The sequence below is a fragment of the Marinobacter sp. LM1 genome (assembly GCF_042763285.1).
Taxonomy (GTDB): domain Bacteria; phylum Pseudomonadota; class Gammaproteobacteria; order Pseudomonadales; family Oleiphilaceae; genus Marinobacter; species Marinobacter nauticus.
Genome location: NZ_CP114373.1, coordinates 1,570,593 through 1,589,133, shown reverse-complemented (window position 1 = coordinate 1,589,133; position 18,541 = coordinate 1,570,593). Strand labels below are relative to the sequence as shown.

The following is an 18,541-nucleotide window of genomic DNA, read 5'->3' as shown; positions in this document are numbered from 1 at the left end:
TTGGAGTGCGCCATGCCTTGGCCTTAGAGCGGCATTATGGGGTCAACAGAATGATGGGATGTTGATCCTGAGCGTTGACTGCGTTCAGGTAAGCCTGGCCACTGATTTCTCTGCTTCCGAGATGTTCGAGCAGCAACGGTTGCGTCATCGCGGCATCGGTCATCTCGCGTAGGCCCAACATTACCTGCGCTGCTTTGGCTTGGTTGGACTTGAACAGGTGCAGGTCATCCTCTCGCGAGTCTTGTTCCGCTTCGGTCATTCTTGCCGCAAGTTGTGTGGCGCTGAGCGGGTCAAACAGGTCGCTGTAGTTATCGGCAATAACCGTGGAGGCATGCTGAGCGGCGCTCATCTCGTTGGCTTGCAGCAGGCACTGAATGCGAGCGGCATTACACATTGCCAGCGCGCTGGTCATTTTATTGAACCAGTCGTAGTGGAAGCTGTTCTGGGTCAGGTGATGGCCGATCTCGCTTCTTAGGAAGCCGCTTTCCATGGCGAGCTGGCCTTCGATGGTCAGCCATTCTTGCGCCGGGCTGCGCAAAAACGAGGCCTGTTCGGCCCGCTCAAACAGCACGTATATATTGGCGAACTTATGCCGCAGGTGTTTTTCTGCCAGCTCTTGGAAGTGCTTGTCCATCTGAGTGGATAGCTGAGCGATGGCGCTTTCGAGCCCTTTGAGCTTTTGGTTGATCAGCATAAAGCCCAACACGCTTACCCCAAGCCCGGTGGCGGCAAGGCCGATGTTGGCGTACTGCAGCATCTGCAGCCCTTCCACCATGGTTTTGAGTTGATGCAGCTGGACGTTGGCGTAACCAGAGGACGCCAGGTCCAGGGCGCTCAATGGGGAAAACGGCAAGAGGCTGGCGTTGCTGAGAAGCTTCTGGGCCAAGCCGGTTTCCTGAACGTGGCTGAGAATCTGACCGGACATACTGTCCTTAAGCAGCGTACCGATGCGCACGATGCTGCCATCGGCAATACCGCTGGCAAACTTTGTGGGCACCTCAAACAGGATCTGCTCAACCATGGCGCAGTTCCTTGATCAGCGTGTCCGCAGTGTTTTCGAGCATTTTGGTCATGCCCATCGCCAGTGATCGTTCTTTTTTACTGAAGTGGATTTTCTTGATGATCTGTTTGTCGACCCTGGCCTTCAGGCGGCTGCGGGCATTGCGCTTGATGCTTTTGAAGCGCAGCAGGGCTATCAGGAATAGGAACCCCAGGACTACCAGGCCGGCGATTAAGTTACGTGTCACGAGTACCGTCGTGGTGACGCCCAGAAACCCAAGCAGACCACCTACCGATACAGTGGTTGTAGAAAAGGCGACAACCGCTGGAATGGTCGCGGCAGTAAGACCGGTTGAAATGGCTGCAATGCCTACATCCAGCAGTGTGCCCTTGCTGCTATGTCCGTCCAGAGAGGGGGTGAAATCCTCCTCGGGGATGGCTCGCGCTACGACTGATTGCAGGTCTTGCTCTGCCGCCATTCTCAATTCCGTGGCTTTGGTTTGGCACCACTCGGTAAAGAGCGGCTGAATGGTGTTGCGCAGATACCGGCCGGAAAAAAGTGCATCCCAAAAACTGATTTGGTCGATTTTGGCGTGCAGCTCGCCCTGCAGCTGCCGCGACTCGACTTCGAGGCGCTGCTGTGTTGTCTGCGTCCAGCGGTCCTTCCAACTCAGAATCAGTCGGCGGGCTTCTATCTTTTCCAGTCTGTCCATACACCGCTCCAATCCTTGGTATCTGGCTAGCGCAGCCGAATACGTTTGCCTTGTTGAATCTGTGCATCTAGCTCTGCTTTCAAGGCGCTGAGGGGGTATAGGACAAATAAAGCGCCTTTTCGCTGAAATCCTATCATATGAAATCCGTGCATGAACGGCCCAAAGGTCCTTTCGGAGCCAGAATTCAGCCTTTTCCGTTCGGTAGCGTAGGTATTGGCTGTCGGTTTTTCATCGGTTTTCTTGAAAGATGCACCCAGCAGGCGCGTCTCATCCTGCCGTGTTGGGGCAAGTCGTTGGTGAAGGAGAAAGAGTGGTGGTTTAGAGCTGGAACAGCGCCGCCTGATCCGGCGGCGCCCTCGCTTCATGGACGCGGGGTAACGGCAGCGATTCCTTCATCGCCAGATGTTGCAGAATCTTCTCGATCACGGCAGGGTCTTCGATACAGGAGACCACCTTGACGTGCCCGCCGCAAAGCTCGCACTTTTCTATGTCGATGTTGAAAACGCGCTTCAATCGTTGCATCCAGGTCATGGCTTTGCGGCGTTCGGCAATGGTCTTTTCTGAGCATCCCTGTTTCGCAAGTTTCCTCCCCTTGCCTCTTTTTGCTGGCGTGATCAGCGCCCGAGGTTTACTGTTGGGGGCGAAAATACCGTGGAACCGCGTCAGGTTCACACGCGGTTTCGGCACCAGCGCCGCTAGCCGCGCCATGAAATCCAGGGGATCGAAAAACACATGCGTGGTGCCATCACGGTACGGCGTCTTCAGTTCATAGCGAACTTTGCCATTGCTGGTGAGCGCCAGCTGCTTTTCCGACACCGCGGGCCGAGAAATGTAGCGGCACAGCCGTTCCAGCACGTCACGTTGGTGGGCTTCGGCCATGACTCCGGCGTGCAAGGAAAATCCCGCTTGTTTGGCCACACGGTCTGATACTCTGGGGGTATCCAGACGGGGTGGCAGGCTTTGCAAGGTGAACACCTTGCGTCCTTTCTGCGGCCCCATTGCGATGCGGTAAGTGATCGAATGCCCTTGCAACTGGCCGAGGGCATCATCCTCCTGATCGATGGCATCCAGAAGTAAATAGGTGTTTTCATCGTCACGTTGCAGCCAGCCTTTTTTCTCCAGAACCCGAGTGACGCGATGAGAGAGCTGATGCACCAGAGAGCTGAGTTCCTCTATCGTGGGGGCTTTGACGCGGTGAAAGCGCATGACGCCGTATTTGTCCTCCGCGTAAACGCCGTCGAGAAACAGCAGCCGGTCGGAGGAAGTCCGGTCGGCAATTTCGTTGACTTGCGCGTTGTGGATGATGAAGTCGAGCCTGGGGTAGCGGGCACCCTCCACCCAGACCAAGCGGTAAACGGCTTCGCGCCAAGCAAAAGCTTCTTCAGTCGGTTAGCACATCGGGCGGACTCTGTCGGAAATTTTTACACTTCTGTAAGAAACGGCAATGGTAACACGTCCTGATCCGGCGCATGGGCCAGGCGATGGTGCTTGAGTTCCCCGCCAGAATCGGCTAAACCACTGGCACGGTGCCCGGCACCCATCCACCATCGCCTCTACAATACGAGAATCCGGCATGCTCCTTCGTTCACGCCTCGCCTGCGCCCTGCTCGTCCTCAGTGGACTGAGTGACTAAAGTGACCTTTGCACAGTTTGCACCTAACTACCTTCATGGCACAGCCTCGCAGCACCATCCAAGCAGGCATTTTCAGCTTTGGTCGCAAATCGGACATTCAGATTCGGGCGTAACGCCTGTGCTTTGTTCTCAAGGCGGTCCTTTTTTCGGTGCCGCTACTGACAGTTTTGACCACAAAACGGGCCTTTTCCTGGGCCGCGCGACCTCGTTCACCTCCCCCCCCCCACTGTTTCAATGGAAGATCTTCTTATTAAACCGCAACGCAACTTGCCCGTTCAAACCTCGTCGTTTGTAGTTCTTGTCGTCAATTTTCTTTACACGAGTACGGACGGTATCAATGAGAGACCATTGATCTAAAGGGATTTGACATCTTTGGCGTCACCTTTGCTTAGACACTATCGCGAACCACCAATGGAGAGGAACATCGAGATGCTAATGAGACTATTACTGAACAGTTTAGTGGCATTTTTTGTCTGGGGTGCGGTAAATGCTGTAGCGGCGCCTATTTACCTGAACGAGTCCAATATAACGGTTGCAGTAGGCTCGGGCACGTCGCCGGGTTCTTATAACAACACCTTCGCAAGCGGCCAAACGATCAACAAAGTGATTGACGCGCCTAGCGCGACTTCCGAGGAGTTCCACAATCAAACAACACATATTTGGTATACAGCTTATGAGATCGGCGGGGGCTTGGAACTCTCATTTGACTTTGGGCAGGAGTACGATCTAAACACTCTGCACTTCTGGAATTACACAGGTGAAAACTATGATGTCGACAATATCGAGTTCACCTTTTTCAATTCCGCGAATTCTCAGGTGGGCATTTTGCAAGTTTTGCCAGATCTAGGCACTGCTCCAGGAATCACCGCTCAGGATATTACTCTAGCCGCTCCGTTAAACGTTCAATATGTTACGGCGTTTCTTACGGGATCCAACCGCCAGGTCGATTTTCAAAACATTGGTTTTACCGCAGAATTGTCGAGCCCAACCGATCCAAAACCCGTCCCAGAGCCGGGGACGTTAGGTTTGTTAGCTTTTGGCTTGGTCGCGTTGATAAGTCGCTCACGTCGGCGCAAATGTTAACGTGCAGTTTTCCTGTTAGCCGCGGTTCTGTTTTGACCGCGGCTTTCTGGACACTGAAAAAGACTCTTTTGATGCATGCCGTAAGCAAGCAACACCAGAGGATGGCCTTGTTTAGGTTCTAATCCCGTCAATTGGGCGGTTTTACAACGAATGATAGCTTCAGGTCCTGGCCGGCAACGTCTGATTTGCTTCTCAGATGGTGAAGCCGCCCAATTGAACAGAACACACTACCTCGCGCTTCGTTTGTGACGCCATTTGACCGCTTACCAGGATCATGAAGGCTCGTTTCCTAACCAACTCAGGGTGAACTGAGGGAGCAACTCGCGGCTTTGGTTACGGTGCCGACCGGAATACGGGATGGTCGCAAAGCGAACATTCAGATAAAGTGATTCCGAGCTTCAACCAGCCTTCTCTATCTGCACTGCTGAATTGTGATCAGCTGCAAGGACACAATCACGCAACATCATGCCCCCAATCCCAACCCGTCGATTATTTTTACAAAAAGGTCGAGTCCGTTTTGTCGGCCTGAAACTTAAGAAAATAATTCCGCGCAAGTCTTTGGCCATTGGCAGTTAACTTGCATCAGCACCACTTGGCTAAAAAACGCTGGTTAAATTTGCCAGGGAGACTTAAATATGCGCGTTAAATCAGTCAGGTCCTTCTTGGTCGCTGTTTGCGGTTGCCTAACCTTTGCCATCCCATCGTTATTGTACGCAGCTCCATGCGTAGAGGAGCGTGTCGACGATGCTGAATGGGTGGTTGTTGATACTCGAATAACGGCAAACGCTACCCACCTGCGCCAAGAATTCATCTGTAACCTCCTGGAAGATGGTCAGATCCGTGGCACACGCGGAGCATCTACCACCCTGGGACCTAATCCCGGCGTTGATGCTGGATTTGAGATCGATTTGGCTCGGGCGACTCCTTCAGATATGGGCGACGTTTTTTCCGAACCGCTGCCTAGCGACGTTAATTTGTTGGAACTGTTGAAAGACCAAATTAAAACGCGGGTTCGACAAAAGTATGATGATGCTGAAAGAAATATCAGGTATGAGAGGAAACAGCGGGGATTGGGAGGTGGCGGCATCAGGGGACAGATTGAGATTACCGGTGAGGTGATGACCGAAGCCTCACCAGATTTTGTCATGGTGCCTATTACCAACTTTGATCCGCTTCCATTTTCCGGCGACTTTTACATTCCATTTTTTTGGGAAGATATCGGCGATGGCGATTGGCTAAGCATTTTTTTAGATGATCAGCTAATTTGGGAGACCTCCAATGACTCATACCGGCAAAATGAACTCTATTTTGCGGGAGTGGACTCCCGCCTCTTCACCGGCACACACAACCTACTGACGTTTGTTCTCAACAGCCAGGGGGCAGCCAACGCTTCTGTTATTCTCGCTGAAGATTATCGGTATCTCGACAATCCGGTTGAAGTGCCAGAACCCAGTCCTTTTTATCTCTTACTGCTCGGACTCTTGCTCCTGAAAATCCGTCGTCATTATTGCCGAAATACAGGAGATCAAGTCAATGCTCGAAGGGTCTAACGCACATTGAAATCTTTCGAATATTTATGTTCGCTTATGTTTAGCTGCTACGGTCGCAAAGCGAATAGTAGGATTCCAGTTTCAACTGTCAGATCTACTCTCGGATTTCAATGGTATGAGGTAAGGTAGGAAAGCATCGGACCTATCCAAATCACGAAAGAGATGCAGAGTCCGAATTTTCCGGGTTTCAACAGCGTGCTTTTCTTCGGATTGTTTGGGTTATAAAAAATCTTTACCAAGCCCCCCTGTCGATCCACGCTTTTGAACTGATGATCGAGAATACCTTTGGCGTTTCGATTGGTGACGAAGATCCAGGGTGAGACACGTTTGCCCTGATACCTTCTACCGCTGATCTCATATTCGTAGAGGGCGCTGACCACATAACGAGTATCAGCGTCATATCGATCGCTCCCGCCGATGGTGCGGGGGCCGCCTTCCAGCAATTTGCCTGTGACTGAAGGCCACTGCCGCATTCGCAACTGGCCTATGAGCGAAATACTCATGATCAAAAAGCAGTAAACGGCAATGAAAAACAGAACACCTTGCTTTTCGCCGGCTCTAGCCAGATCCCACATCGTGATGAGGTATTCCACGCAGTTTGCTCTGTTGGTTGAGGAGTGATCTGCCTATTTTCCGTATTTTCTAAGGGGATAAAACAAATTTCTTGCCCTTGCGCAGCGTGATCATTCGACTCTGACTAACCCAAGTGAAGGTCGCAAAGCGGACATTCAGAATGTATCAAGTTTATGAAAAATTATGGGATTCGAAGCAGCATAATTGAGTACTACAAGGCCAACCGCCCGCGATTCTCGTCTAGTAAGGGTGCTGACGAGTGATACCTACCCGCACAAAGATGACGCTCAGACCTGGCGCAACGACTGATCTCTGGATAGAACTCTGAAGCCCTCTGCTCAACCCAACAAGGATAGGTGCGTATTCCGGCGAACGTGAACACCCATACCGGTTGAACGTGAACACCATTTTTCTTAACGCATCACCCACCGGAGTTTTTACTCCGGGTGTTCACGTTCAGTCAATTTCCTGAAGTCGTTTTCTCATCGATTCCCCCTTCAGAGCCCAGCGATGGGCGTTGTGCATGAGCCGGTCCAGGATGGCGTCAGCCAGGGTGTTATCGCCGATGGCGGCATACCACTGATCCGTAGGCAGTTGGCTGATGATCATGGTTGAGTGCGTGCCGTGACGGTCATCCATGATCTCCATCAGATCGTTTCGGTGTGCCGGTTTTAGGGCTTCGAGTCCCCAGTCATCCAGGATCAGCAGCTTCACTTTGGCCAGCTGGTTCAGCGTCTTCTGGTAGGTGCCGTCAGCTTTGGCCTGAGTCAGTTCCAGCAGTAACCGGGAGATCCGGTAATACCGGGCACTGAGGCCGTTCAGGCAGGCCTGGTGCCCCAGTGCACAACCCAGGTAGGTTTTCCCGCTGCCGCAGGGGCCGGTGATCAACAGGTTCTGGCCACGCTCCAGCCAGTCGGTCTGAGCCAGCTGGGCCACCTGAGCTTTCTTCAGGTTGCGGGGGTGCTGGTAGTCGATGTCCTGGATCGAGGCACGGAGCTTCAAGCGGGCCTGGCGTACCAGGCGGTCCTGTTTCCGGTGCTCTCGGGTCTGGAACTCTCGGTCAAGCAGCAGTTCCAGGCGCTCCGCGAACGGCAGTTCGTCGTAGGTGCCCAGCTGGTTTTGTTGGTGTTCCAGGGCGGCAGCCATGCCGCCTAACTTCAGGTCTTTCAGTCGTGCCAGGGTCTGTGTTGTGCTCATGGGTAATGTCCTAGTGGAAGCTCTTCGGGCCACGGATATTCTCGTGGTGTTGAGGGAGTTCGGCGTTCAGGGACAACTGCTCCGGCAGCTTGTCCCGGTTGCTCCGGAGAATGGCCTTGATGTGCTTCAGCCGGTTCAGACCTTCCCGATTGGCGATGCGGCAGCCGGCATTCAGGCGTTGGCTGGGGTACTCCCGAGTCAGGTTGAGCAACCCGAGACAGACCCGGTAGGCCTGCTCCGGGTGTTCCCGCTCAGCCAGTCGATCACTGACCCAGATCAGCGTGTCTGGCCCGATGTCCCGGGCCCAGTTCTTGAGACGCCCCGGGGTCCACTGCTGCTGTTTTCGATGCCGGGCAAGCATATGACCGGCTTCGGTGGTGGTGCCCGGCCTGTGACGCCGTGGGTGACTTGCCACCTGGCGTTGCCGGAAGTGGACCTGCACCAGATGATCGCTGGCCTGGACTTCCACCTGCTCGCCCACGTACTGGTGCGGTACCGAGTAATGATGCTGGTCGAACTCGATGTGGTAATCGATATTGACCCGGCAACGCCGGATCTCGACGTACTCATAGGGCTGTTTCGGCAAGGGACGCAGGGCTGGCTGATCCAGTGTCTCGAAGGCGGTTTGCCGGTTACCCGGGAGCCGCCGGAACGGGCGGCTGTTCAGCTCTTCAAGCAGTGACCGGATGCACTGGTTGGCTTCGGCGAGAGTGAAGAAGGTGTGGTGACGCAACCGGGCCAAGATCCAATTCTCCACGATTTGCACGCCGACCTCCGCCTTCGATTTGTCCTTGGGCTTGTAGGGCCTGGCCGGGAGGATGGCCACCTGATAGTGCTCGGCCAGTTGCTGGTAGCTGGGGTTTAGCTCTGGATCGTACCGACAGGCCTTGCTGACACCGCTGCGCAGGTTGTCCGGCACGACCATCTCCGGAATGCCACCGAAGAACTCAAAGGTACGCACGTGACTGGATAGCCAGTCTCGCAAACTCTGGCTCCAGGTGGCTTCAGCGTAGGTGTAGTTGGAGGCCCCAAGCACCGCCACGAACACCTGAGCGGTGCGTACCTCACCGGTCTGCGGGTTGATGATCGGCACGGTCGGGCCGCAGTAATCCACGAAGCACTTCTCCCCGGCCTTATGGGTCTGGCGCATGGAGCGCTTCTGCTGCTTCAGCCATTGCCGATAACGGTCACAGTACTGGGAGTAGCTGTAACAGCGATTGGGATACTGAGCTGTGTATTCCTCCCACAACAGCTGCTTGGTCATCCCTTTACGCTTGAGTTCCTGATGAACGGTGGCCCAGTCAGGCACCTGGTAGCGAGTCGATGTGGTGGGATCGGCACTGGGATAGAACAGGGCCGCAAGGCGGCCATCGTCCAAATCCTCGGGCAACGGCCAGTTGAGGTTCAGGGCATCGGCCCGGGCTAACAGCTTCTGGATGGCCCCGACACTGGTCTTGGTGCTGGCACTGATCTGCCGGATCGAGAGCCCGGCTTCCAGCCTTAGGCGAAGCACCTCTCTGATTTTACGCATTAGAATTCTCTTTGCTGGCACAACTCCGCTCCCCAGAAAAAGGAGTCAGAGTAGCAAACGGTCTAATAAACAATGCGTTAAGAAGGATTCCGGTTGAACGTGAACACCGTTTCCGGGAATGTGAACGCTGATTCCGGCATCGTGAACACCGATTCCGGAAAATCCGGAAAAGTGTTCACCTTCAATCGGAATGACTGTTCACGTTGAACCAGAATCGGTGTTCACGTTCGTCCGGAATGGGTGTTCATGATGGGCCGTAATATGCAATAGGGGGATGCGTGTCTTACGGGCACTTTATCGTTACAAATTAGTAACTTACTAACAAAATTGGCCCCACCTGTCGGTGGCCCGACAGGTCCACCCAGCTTGATGGAAACCTATCAGCCTCTTACAGACCTGACAACGACGCGCAGGAAATTAGTCGTCGATCACATCAATTGACACACAGACAAAAGCCTGACTACACTAAATCTTAATTCAGAATTCTATTCTGCACAGCAAAACAATAACCTCAAAAGAGCGCATACATGATGACAACAAAAAATATCATTTTAATTTCTCTTCTTGCCGGGAGCGCAACCACTGCGTGGGCTGCAGAAAATGTCGATCTGCCAGCCACCATCGGAATGACTGCCTATGGCACCAGCTCAGCAGGTTATAGCCAGATGGTTTCTATCGGCAACCTGCTACGTAATGAGTACGGCGTATCCCTGCGGATCCTGCCCGGCGAGAACGACGTTTCTCGGATGACACCACTTAAAACCGGGCGCGTACCTGTTTGTTCCTGTGGCATTGCCGCTTATTACGCCGCCGAAGGCGTACTGATGTTCTCCGAGGACAACTGGGGGCCGCAGCCGGTTCGGGTTATTACCACCTCCATTGCCAGTTTTGGCCTGAGCATTGCTGTAGCCGGCGATATCGGCGTAGAAACCCCCTATGACCTCAAGGGCAAACGCATTTCCTACATTCGTGGTGACGATGCCCTGAACCTCGGCACCGAAGCCATGCTGGCCTTTGGCGACCTCACCTGGGATGACGTGGAGCGGGTAGACTTCCCGGGATACGGCAGGGCCTTTGAAGGCATTGTTGCCAATCAAAGCGATACCGCATTTACCGTTTCTGTCGCCGGCGGCCCACAACAGCTTTCCGCCAGCCCGCGCGGTATATCCTGGCTGGAGCTTGATCCTGAGGACACCGAGGGCTGGGAGCGACTGCGCTCCGTGGCTCCCTATTTCCAACCGCACCGGGTTACTTCCGGCGCCGGCATCAGCAAGGATGAGCCGTGGATTGGTTCCAGCTACCCCTACCCCATCATCATCGCCAACGCCGATGCCGATAAAAAACTGGTGGACGGGCTGATTCGTGTCTTCACCGAGGATTACGACAAGTACAAGGACTCCGCACCGGGCAATGCAGGCTATGCGCTGGAGAACCAGAATCTCAACTGGGTCATCCCGCTGCATGATGTGGTCGTCGACTACTACAAGGAAATCGGCCACTGGACGGAAGACATGCAACAGCACCAGGACATGCTGGTACAGCGCCAGAATATCCTCCTGGACACCTGGGAGAGCTACACCAAGGCCAACCCGCCTGCCGACAAGGAAGCCTTCAAAAAGGGCTGGATGACGGCGCGGGCAGAAGCACTTCAAGCGGCTGGCATGAATCCGGTATTCCGGTAAAACCTGCTGTCCTTGTTGAAACCTGATTCCGGTGTAAAGACAAGGGGTCTGTTACACCGGAGTTCTTTCAGGAGTCTTACTGCATGTCTGAAACACACAACACTGAACCATCGAAAGAAAACGTCAGCGGCATCCGGCGGCTTTCCGGCGGATGGCCATGGGTCCCCAGGGTTGCAACTCTTGTCCTGACACTGCTGACGATTGACTACCTGTTCAATTTGCAGCTGATCAATATTGTTACCAAAGTGGAAAGCCAGTTTTTCTATGTGGTGGTGGCACTTATGCTACCGCTGGTTTTTCTGCTTTGGCCAATGTCACGCCACGCTTCCCGGAACAAGGTTCCGTGGTACGACATCATCCTGTTCCTTGCCGCCTCGGTTATCTGCGGGTTCTTTGTCTACAACGCGGAAACTATTCTGGATTACGGCTGGGAATACGCGGCACCACAATACGCCGTAGTGTTCAGCTTCCTGTTCTGGGTTACCGTCATCGAAGCCATTCGTCGGGCCGGCGGCCTGCCGATTGCCATGATTGTCGGTGTCGCCAGCCTGTACCCGATATTTGCAGACAAGCTGCCGGGCCCCATCCAGGGGTTTCCATCCGCCCCCGACCAGACCGCGATCTACATGGCCATGAGTCGAGAAGGCATCATGGGCGTGCCCTTACAAGCCTTTGCCAACATCGTGATCGGCTTCCTTCTGTTTGGCGTCGCCCTGCAGAAAACCGGCGGCGGTCGTTTCTTTATCAACCTGGCCTTCGCATTGCTGGGCCATGTTCGGGGCGGACCGGCAAAGGTTGCGGTTTTCTCCAGCGGCCTCATGGGATCCATGAGCGGCAGCGTAATCACTAATGTGATGACAACCGGAGTGATGTCAATTCCGGCAATGCGCCGAGTCGGCTTCAGCCGTTCCTACGCAGCCGGCGTAGAAGCCTGCGCTTCTACAGGCGGCGTTCTGATGCCACCGGTTATGGGTGCCACCGCGTTCATCATGGCCGCGTTCCTGAACATTCCCTACGGCACCATTGCACTGGCGGCAGTCGTGCCCTCCGCACTGTATTTCCTCGGCCTGTTTATCCAGATTGATGCCTATGCTGCGCGCAACAAACTTCAGGGCCTGCCGGCCAGCGAATTGCCGTCACTCAGGCAGACATTAAAGGAAGGCTGGTACTTCATCTTCGTGTTTGCCCTGCTGATCTGGATGCTGTTCTTCCTGCGACGAGAGGCCACGGCACCATTCTTTGCAACGGTTCTCTTGCTGGTGATCAACCAGGTACTGCCCTACCAGCGCTGGAAGTGGCAAGACGTGAAGGACTTCTTCGCAGAGTCAGGGAAGCTGTTTGCAGAGCTGATCGCGATCCTCACCGGTGTTGGCTTGCTGGTAGGTGCACTGTCGGTTACCGGGCTGTCAGGCACTATTGCCAATGACCTTATCTACCTTGCCGGTGGCAACACCCTGGTACTGCTGTTGATGGGAGCGCTGACCAGCTTTGTGCTCGGTATCGGCATGACGGTTACAGCTGCCTATATTTTCCTGGCGGTTGCGCTGGCACCGGCCCTGATAAACGGCGGCGGAATGGATCCCCTGGCCGTTCACCTGTTCATCCTTTACTGGGGCATGCTCAGCTTCATCACCCCACCGGTTGCCCTGGGCGCCTTTGCCGCTGCAACGGTTGCCGGCTCCAACGCAATGAAAACCGGTGTGGAAGCCATGCGGCTGGGCAGCGTGATCTACTTTATCCCATTCCTGTTTGTGCTTAATCCAGCGCTGATCTTTCAGGGTACCTGGAGCGAGATTCTCCTGGTGATTGTACAAGCACTGATTGGGGTAACGTTGATAGCATCGGCCATGCAAGGCTGGCTGATCGGGGTAGGCTCTCTGGCAGCAAGCAAGCTGTTGCAATGGCCAATCCGGCTGGGACTCATTGCCGGTGGCATGATCCTTGCCATCCCCGGTGGCGGACCGGTTCCGCTGACCAATCTGGAATTGTCTCTTATTAGTGCTGCGTTGATCATTCCTGCGGTCATCGCCGCCGCACTGACGCACAAGAAATACGAAAGAAGGGAAAAGGCCCTGGCCTGAGACGGTCCTGCCCGGAGGGTGACACACCCTCCGGGCAATTCAATTACAAAAAGCCGGAAAGTCTCTGGCGCACAATCCCTTCAGCCTCTTCCATGATTCTGCGGACCAACTCATCGCATGAAGGGATATCATTAATCAACCCAACAACCATGCCACAACTCCAGGCAGCTTCATCCATCTTGCCTTCCTGCAACACCAGCTTACCCTTTGCACCTGTGACAAGGTGACGGATATCGTCAATAGTTTCCTGATCACCCTTTTCACTCTCAATCCGGATGATTTCCCGCACGGCGGCGTTATCCATCACCCGCTCGGTGTTCTTCAGGTTGCGCATGATCAGCCGGGTCTGCAGTTCACTGGCTTCCACAATTGCCTGCTTCACGTTCTCATGAACCGGCGCCTCTTTGGTGGCCAGAAAACGGGTGCCCATATTCATACCTTCGGCACCTAATGCCATAGCCGCTACCAGGCTCCGACCATCGGCCATCCCGCCAGATGCAATAAAAGGTATCGTCAGCTCTTCGGCTGCACGGGGCAGCAGAATGAAGTTTGGCACATCATCCTCACCGGGATGGCCGCCGCATTCAAAGCCGTCCACACTGACGGCATCACAACCGATTCGCTCGGCCTTCAAAGCGTGGCGAACAGATGTGCACTTGTGGATAACCTTGATACCCGCAGCCTTCAACTGCTCCATGTACTGCTCGGGGCTGCGGCCGGCGGTTTCAACCGCCTTGACACCACTGCGGATGATAACGTCAATGTACTCGGGGTAAGGCGGCGCGTTGAAGGACGGCAGGAAGGTCAGGTTTACACCGAAGGGTTTATCCGTCATCTGCTGGCAGCGGGCGATTTCACTGGCGAGATGTTCAGGCGTAGGCTGGGTCAGGGCGGTAATCATGCCCAGACCACCGGCATTGGAGACTGCCGATGCCAGTTCGGCAAAGCCTACGTTGTGCATGCCACCCTGTACGATCGGGTGCTCGATTCCAAATAATTCCGTAATTCGTGTTTTCACGGCATCACTCTTTTGTTGTTGATAAACATTTCCGGCCCTTAAACGTGAAGGAGCCGCTGCTGCGGCTCCTTCGTTGTCTTGCGATTACAGCTGCAGCGAGCGAACTTCCAGAAACTCCTCAAGCCCCCACTTGCCGAACTCCCGTCCGATACCGGAATGGCCAAAGCCACCAAAGGGAGCCAGCGGGTTAAAGCCGCCACCGTTCACGGACACCTGACCGGTCCGGAGCTTTGCAGCAAAGGCCTTCGCCCTTTCCTGATCTGCCGACCAGACTGCTCCGGACAGCCCATAGGCTGTGCCATTGGCAATACGCAAGGCTTCGGCCTCATCGCTGTAGGGAATCACGCACAGCACGGGACCGAATATTTCTTCCTGAGCGATTGTGCTGTTCGGATCTACATTGCCAAAGACGGTTGCCTGTACAAAGTATCCCTTGTCCAGACCGTCCGGCGAATCCGGACCGCCGGCCATCAGGGTTGCGCCTTCGGCAACACCGAGCCGGATGTAATCCACCACCCGGTCCCGCTGTTGCGAGGAGGCCAAGGGGCCCAAACGGGTAGTTTCATCCAGCGGGTTACCCGGAGTCATTCGGGCCGCGGCTGCAGCCGCCAGCTTGCACGCCTCGTCATGGCGATCGGCGGGCACCAGCAGCCGGGTCAGGGCGGTGCAGGTTTGTCCGGAGTTGAGCAGGCAGTTGCTCACTGTGCCTTTTACTGCGGCTTCCAGGTCCGCATCCGGCAATACAACCGATGCCGATTTGCCGCCCATTTCCAGCGCAATTCGCTTGAAATCATCTGCAGCGGCGTGGGCAACCGTGTGGCCGGTACGAGTGGATCCGGTAAAAGACACCATGCGTACATCCGGATGCCGGATCAGGGTTTCACCAACGGTTTGCCCGGCCCCGCATACCATGTTGAACACTCCCGCCGGCAGGTCGGTTTCATCCAGAATGTCTGCGAGGATAAAAGCTGCCTGCGGCGCAATCTCAGAGGGCTTCAGCACGACGGTGCAGCCGGCAGCAATCGCCGGTACTACCTTCAGAATGATCTGATGCAGCGGGTAGTTCCAGGGCGTAATACAGCCCACCACTCCGACCGGCGCATATTGCACTTCCGAGTTACCAGACTGCTCAACGAACGGAAACTCCGGCAACATATCGGTATAGGTCTTGGTTACAGTTGCCGGCAGGCCAGCCTGGATTGCCGTGGCAAGCTTCAGTGGCATGCCCACTTCCCGGCTGACCGCTTCCGCAATTTCCGGTGCCCTTTGCTTGAGTCCAGCATGCAGCTGGCCAAGCACGTTCACCCTTTGCTCTACAGAACTTTCAGACCAGGCCTCAAATGCTGCATGCGCAGCGGCAATTGCAAGCTCCATCTGCCCCGGATCGGACATGGGCACCCGGGCAATCACGTCGCCGGTGGCCGCTTCATGCACATCCGCCATGTCGCCGTTCCAGTCGACCCAGCTACCATTGATGTAGTTCTTGTTCAGAATCTTCATGTTTTTCCCTCAGTCGAAGACAATCACGCCACGCGCGTTCTTGCCGGAGATCATGTCGTCAAAGGCCTGAACAGCTTCATCTATGGAGTAAGTCTGGGTGATCAGCTCATCGAGTTTAAGCTTACCCGCACGGTACAAACCTAGAAGCCGCGGGAAATCGTGTTGCGGCCGGGCTGAACCCAGCCAGCTGCCCTTCAGGGTGCGCTCGTCGGCCGGCAGGGTGAGCGTAGTAATCGAGGTTTTGTCTTTCGGGTCAGCGACCCCTACCACGACAGCGGTACCACCGCGCCCGAGAGACTTATAGGCTTGCTCAACCACGGCACCGGCACCAACACACTCAAAGGCGTAATCCACGCCGCCGGTCAGTTTTCTGATGGCCTTGGCGGCATCGTCCACTTCATTGAGGTCAATCGTGTGGGTGGCACCGAATTCCCGCGCCATGGCGAGCTTTTTCGGGTTGTTGTCCACCGCCACAATCATTTCGGCACCGGCGGTTGCGCAGCCCTGAACGGCGTTCAGGCCAACACCGCCAATACCGAACACCGCAGCCCTGGAACCCGGCTCCAGCCCGGCAGTATTAAATACAGCACCCACACCGGTCATCACGGCACAGCCCACCAATGCGGCGTTCTGTAGTGGCACATCCTCTGCAACCTTCACGCAGTTATCCACATGCAGGGTTGCATACTCCGCCATCACGCCACAGGCGCCGAACACATTCAAGGGCTCGCCCTGACTGTCGCGGGTTCGAACGGTTCCATCGGGCAGTGTAAACATCGCCTTGCGGGCGCTTTCACACAGAACCGGATGGCCACGCACACACTGGCGGCACTTGCCGCACATTGAGATAAACGAACTAACAACGTGGTCGCCTTCACTGAAGCCTTCCACACCCTCGCCAACTTCAACCACCACACCGGCCGCCTCGTGGCCCAGCACCAATGGCGGTGGATACTGAATCTTTCCAGTGGTGGCTGAAAGGTCGCTGTGGCACACGCCGCAGGCGGCAACCTTGATGGTTATCTCGCCCCGTTTTGGTCCGTCCACCGTAATCTGTTCGACCTGTACCGGCTTGCCCCACTCCCGGCAGACCACCGCCTTTGCTTGTCTGTCCATTACCCTGACTCCTGTTGTTTTTGTGTTGATTCAGAGTTGGCGAGGCCCGTCAGAATGCCTCGTCAAACATATCCAGTGCCGTTGAGTCCACCGATTGCAGCAACTCAGCCGTTGCAACCACTCCGGGCAATTCGTACCGGCAGAAATAATCGCAGGCGCGCAACTTACCCTGATAGAAGCCCTCCGTCTGCTCACCGGCCCCGCCTAGTCCGACAAGGGCTTTCAAGGCCTGTCGCACCCAGAGCCAGCCGACAACCACCTGCCCGAAGGCGTCCAGGTACAGAGTGGCATTTGCCAGTGCTTTTTCCTTGTCACCGGAGGCCTTTACCTCATTGATCACCCGGGTAGCTTCAACCATTGCTGACAGGGACCGCTCAAGCAGCCCGGCATTAGAAGCCAGCCGTTCCTGCTTGCGGGCCTCGGCAATAGTGGCTTCAATCCTGCGCACCAGTTCGCGGTAATACCGGCCATCGGCCATGGAAACCTTGCGACCAAGCAGGTCGATGCCCTGAATACCATGGGTGCCCTCGTGGATCGGGTTAAGCCGGTTATCCCGGTAGAACTGTTCTACCGGATATTCCCGGGTGTAGCCGTAGCCACCATGCACCTGAATTGCCAGGCTGTTAGCTTCGAGACAATAACGGGAAGGCCAGGACTTGATCACTGGCGTGAGCAAGTCGAGCAGCCCGGCGGCAAGCTCACGCTGCTCGCCAGTTTCCGCAAACTTCTTCTCGTCCACCAATACTGCACCCTGCAGACAGAGCGCCAGCCCACCTTCCACATAGGCCTTCTGGGCCAGCAGCATGCGCCGGATATCAGCATGGCGGATCAGAGGCACCTGGGGGCTTTCCGGATCCTTCTCTCCAACCGGACGCCCTTGCTGCCGCTCGAGGGCATACTCAAGCGCATGAAGATAGCCGGTGTAACCCAGCATCACCGAGCCCAGGCCAACACCAATCCGGGCTTCGTTCATCATATGGAACATGGCAGCCAGGCCCTCGTGGGGCGCGCCAACCAGATACCCGACCGCCCCCGCTGCCTCACCAAAGTTCAACATGGTAGACGTCGTGCCACGGTATCCCATTTTGTGAATCAGGCCAGCCAGGGCGACATCATTGCGCTCGCCTAAAGAGCCATCTTCGTTAACCAGGACCTTCGGCACCAGAAACAGGGAAATTCCTTTTACGCCGGCCGGGGCCCCAGGTAAACGCGCGAGTACCATATGAATGATGTTCTCGCTCAGCTCGTGATCACCACCGGAGATGTAGATCTTGTTACCAAATAACCTATAACTGCCATCCGCCTGCGGCTCCGCGCGAGTGCGCAGATCTCCCAGAGAGGATCCTGCATGGGGCTCGGTCAGGCACATGGTGCCGAAAAAACGCCCCGCCAGCATCGGCTCGGCGTAGCGGCTTTTCTGCTCGTCGGAGCCATGGGCGAGAATCAGGTTAGCTGCCGCAATAGTCAGCCCGGCGTAGCCCTGAGTCCCTACGTTGGCTCCTTTGAGCATCCCCACACACATCTGGGCAACCGCACTGGGCAACTGCATGCCACCGCGCTCGTAGTCCTGGCTGGCCGCCATCAGACCAGTACTTTTCAGTACGTCCAGCGCCTTGTGAACTTCCGGGCGCATGTGCACACGGCCATTCTCGAAGGTCGGCTCTTCTTCATCCACCAAGCGAGCATGGGGTGCGAACTCCTCTGCGGCAACTTTCAGCGCCAGGTCCAGCGCCGCCTGCAGCGTTTCACGACTATGGTCCTGATAGCGCTCAAATCTGAGCACCTTCTCTACTTCATGAAGTTCATAAAGCTGGAAAGCCAGGTCCCGGGTACTGACGATTTTCTGCTGCATGACGGCGCTCTCC

The 18,541-nt window shown here is 55.5% G+C and carries 13 protein-coding genes and 1 pseudogene; 4 read left to right on the top strand and 10 right to left on the bottom strand.

Annotated elements, in window-relative coordinates:
• Positions 1 to 34: 34 nt before the first annotated feature.
• From OZ656_RS07495 to OZ656_RS07485, 3 genes and pseudogenes are all read right to left on the bottom strand, one after another.
• Positions 35 to 1,021: a hypothetical protein gene (locus OZ656_RS07495; protein WP_203788567.1), complete on the bottom strand. Its 987-nt coding sequence runs from the start codon at positions 1,019 to 1,021 to the stop codon at positions 35 to 37.
• Positions 1,014 to 1,712 carry a hypothetical protein gene (locus OZ656_RS07490; protein WP_379945149.1) on the bottom strand — a complete coding sequence of 233 codons (699 nt, stop codon included), beginning with the start codon at positions 1,710 to 1,712 and terminating at the stop codon, positions 1,014 to 1,016. Before OZ656_RS07490 ends, OZ656_RS07495 begins: the two co-directional genes overlap by 8 nt.
• Before the next feature lie 318 nt (positions 1,713 to 2,030).
• Positions 2,031 to 2,963 (bottom strand): annotated as a pseudogene (locus OZ656_RS07485) (transposase); the annotation flags it as partial.
• A gap of 817 nt (positions 2,964 to 3,780) precedes the next feature.
• On the opposite strand from OZ656_RS07485, the gene OZ656_RS07480 reads away from it, so the two are divergent.
• A complete protein-coding gene (locus OZ656_RS07480; RefSeq protein WP_379945148.1) occupies positions 3,781 to 4,428 on the top strand; it encodes a PEP-CTERM sorting domain-containing protein in 648 nt (215 codons plus the stop codon).
• Positions 4,429 to 5,063: 635 nt separating this feature from the next.
• A complete protein-coding gene (locus OZ656_RS07475; RefSeq protein WP_379945147.1) occupies positions 5,064 to 5,978 on the top strand; it encodes a PEP-CTERM sorting domain-containing protein in 915 nt (304 codons plus the stop codon).
• A gap of 107 nt (positions 5,979 to 6,085) precedes the next feature.
• On the opposite strand, the gene OZ656_RS07470 is transcribed toward OZ656_RS07475, so the two are convergent.
• The 3 genes from OZ656_RS07470 to istA all read right to left on the bottom strand — a co-directional run bounded on the left by OZ656_RS07470 (position 6,086) and on the right by istA (position 9,300).
• Entirely contained in the window at positions 6,086 to 6,571 is a 486-nt protein-coding gene (locus OZ656_RS07470) for a DUF3592 domain-containing protein (protein ID WP_379945146.1), read from the bottom strand.
• Between the two features lie 436 nt (positions 6,572 to 7,007).
• A complete protein-coding gene (istB, locus tag OZ656_RS07465; protein WP_199453430.1) occupies positions 7,008 to 7,748 on the bottom strand; it encodes an IS21-like element helper ATPase IstB in 741 nt (246 codons plus the stop codon).
• Between the two features lie 10 nt (positions 7,749 to 7,758).
• Complete coding sequence (gene istA, locus OZ656_RS07460) at positions 7,759 to 9,300, bottom strand: IS21 family transposase (RefSeq protein WP_303291908.1); 1,542 nt, start codon at positions 9,298 to 9,300, stop codon at positions 7,759 to 7,761.
• A 506-nt stretch (positions 9,301 to 9,806) separates the two neighbouring features.
• Here istA and OZ656_RS07455 point away from each other — a divergent pair.
• Together OZ656_RS07455 and OZ656_RS07450 are read left to right on the top strand one after the other, a co-directional pair.
• Positions 9,807 to 10,961 carry a TAXI family TRAP transporter solute-binding subunit gene (locus OZ656_RS07455; RefSeq protein ID WP_278351234.1) on the top strand — a complete coding sequence of 385 codons (1,155 nt, stop codon included), beginning with the start codon at positions 9,807 to 9,809 and terminating at the stop codon, positions 10,959 to 10,961.
• Positions 10,962 to 11,044: 83 nt separating this feature from the next.
• Positions 11,045 to 13,042, top strand: coding sequence for a TRAP transporter permease (locus OZ656_RS07450; RefSeq protein WP_278351233.1), 1,998 nt, complete (start codon positions 11,045 to 11,047; stop codon positions 13,040 to 13,042).
• Positions 13,043 to 13,085: 43 nt separating this feature from the next.
• Here the strand turns inward: OZ656_RS07450 and OZ656_RS07445 are convergent, their stop codons facing one another.
• The 4 genes from OZ656_RS07445 to OZ656_RS07430 all read right to left on the bottom strand — a co-directional run bounded on the left by OZ656_RS07445 (position 13,086) and on the right by OZ656_RS07430 (position 18,528).
• Positions 13,086 to 14,060 (bottom strand): nitronate monooxygenase family protein, encoded by a 975-nt coding sequence (locus OZ656_RS07445; RefSeq protein WP_278351232.1) that lies wholly within the window; start codon positions 14,058 to 14,060, stop codon positions 13,086 to 13,088.
• An 84-nt stretch (positions 14,061 to 14,144) separates the two neighbouring features.
• Positions 14,145 to 15,560, bottom strand: coding sequence for an aldehyde dehydrogenase family protein (locus OZ656_RS07440; protein WP_278351231.1), 1,416 nt, complete (start codon positions 15,558 to 15,560; stop codon positions 14,145 to 14,147).
• Between the two features lie 9 nt (positions 15,561 to 15,569).
• Positions 15,570 to 16,676, bottom strand: coding sequence for a zinc-binding dehydrogenase (locus tag OZ656_RS07435; RefSeq protein WP_058342392.1), 1,107 nt, complete (start codon positions 16,674 to 16,676; stop codon positions 15,570 to 15,572).
• A gap of 49 nt (positions 16,677 to 16,725) precedes the next feature.
• Entirely contained in the window at positions 16,726 to 18,528 is a 1,803-nt protein-coding gene (locus OZ656_RS07430) for an acyl-CoA dehydrogenase (protein WP_278351230.1), read from the bottom strand.
• Between the last annotated feature and the right edge of the window lie 13 nt (positions 18,529 to 18,541).

Coding starts and splice junctions, on each gene's coding strand:
- OZ656_RS07435 (WP_058342392.1), bottom strand. CDS start 16,676: ATGGACAGACAAGCAAAGGCGGTGGTCTGCCGGGAGTGGGGCAAGCCG.
- OZ656_RS07490 (WP_379945149.1), bottom strand. CDS start 1,712: ATGGACAGACTGGAAAAGATAGAAGCCCGCCGACTGATTCTGAGTTGG.
- OZ656_RS07480 (WP_379945148.1), top strand. CDS start 3,781: ATGAGACTATTACTGAACAGTTTAGTGGCATTTTTTGTCTGGGGTGCG.
- OZ656_RS07450 (WP_278351233.1), top strand. CDS start 11,045: ATGTCTGAAACACACAACACTGAACCATCGAAAGAAAACGTCAGCGGC.
- OZ656_RS07440 (WP_278351231.1), bottom strand. CDS start 15,560: ATGAAGATTCTGAACAAGAACTACATCAATGGTAGCTGGGTCGACTGG.
- istB (WP_199453430.1), bottom strand. CDS start 7,748: ATGAGCACAACACAGACCCTGGCACGACTGAAAGACCTGAAGTTAGGC.
- OZ656_RS07475 (WP_379945147.1), top strand. CDS start 5,064: ATGCGCGTTAAATCAGTCAGGTCCTTCTTGGTCGCTGTTTGCGGTTGC.
- OZ656_RS07455 (WP_278351234.1), top strand. CDS start 9,807: ATGATGACAACAAAAAATATCATTTTAATTTCTCTTCTTGCCGGGAGC.
- OZ656_RS07495 (WP_203788567.1), bottom strand. CDS start 1,021: ATGGTTGAGCAGATCCTGTTTGAGGTGCCCACAAAGTTTGCCAGCGGT.
- OZ656_RS07430 (WP_278351230.1), bottom strand. CDS start 18,528: ATGCAGCAGAAAATCGTCAGTACCCGGGACCTGGCTTTCCAGCTTTAT.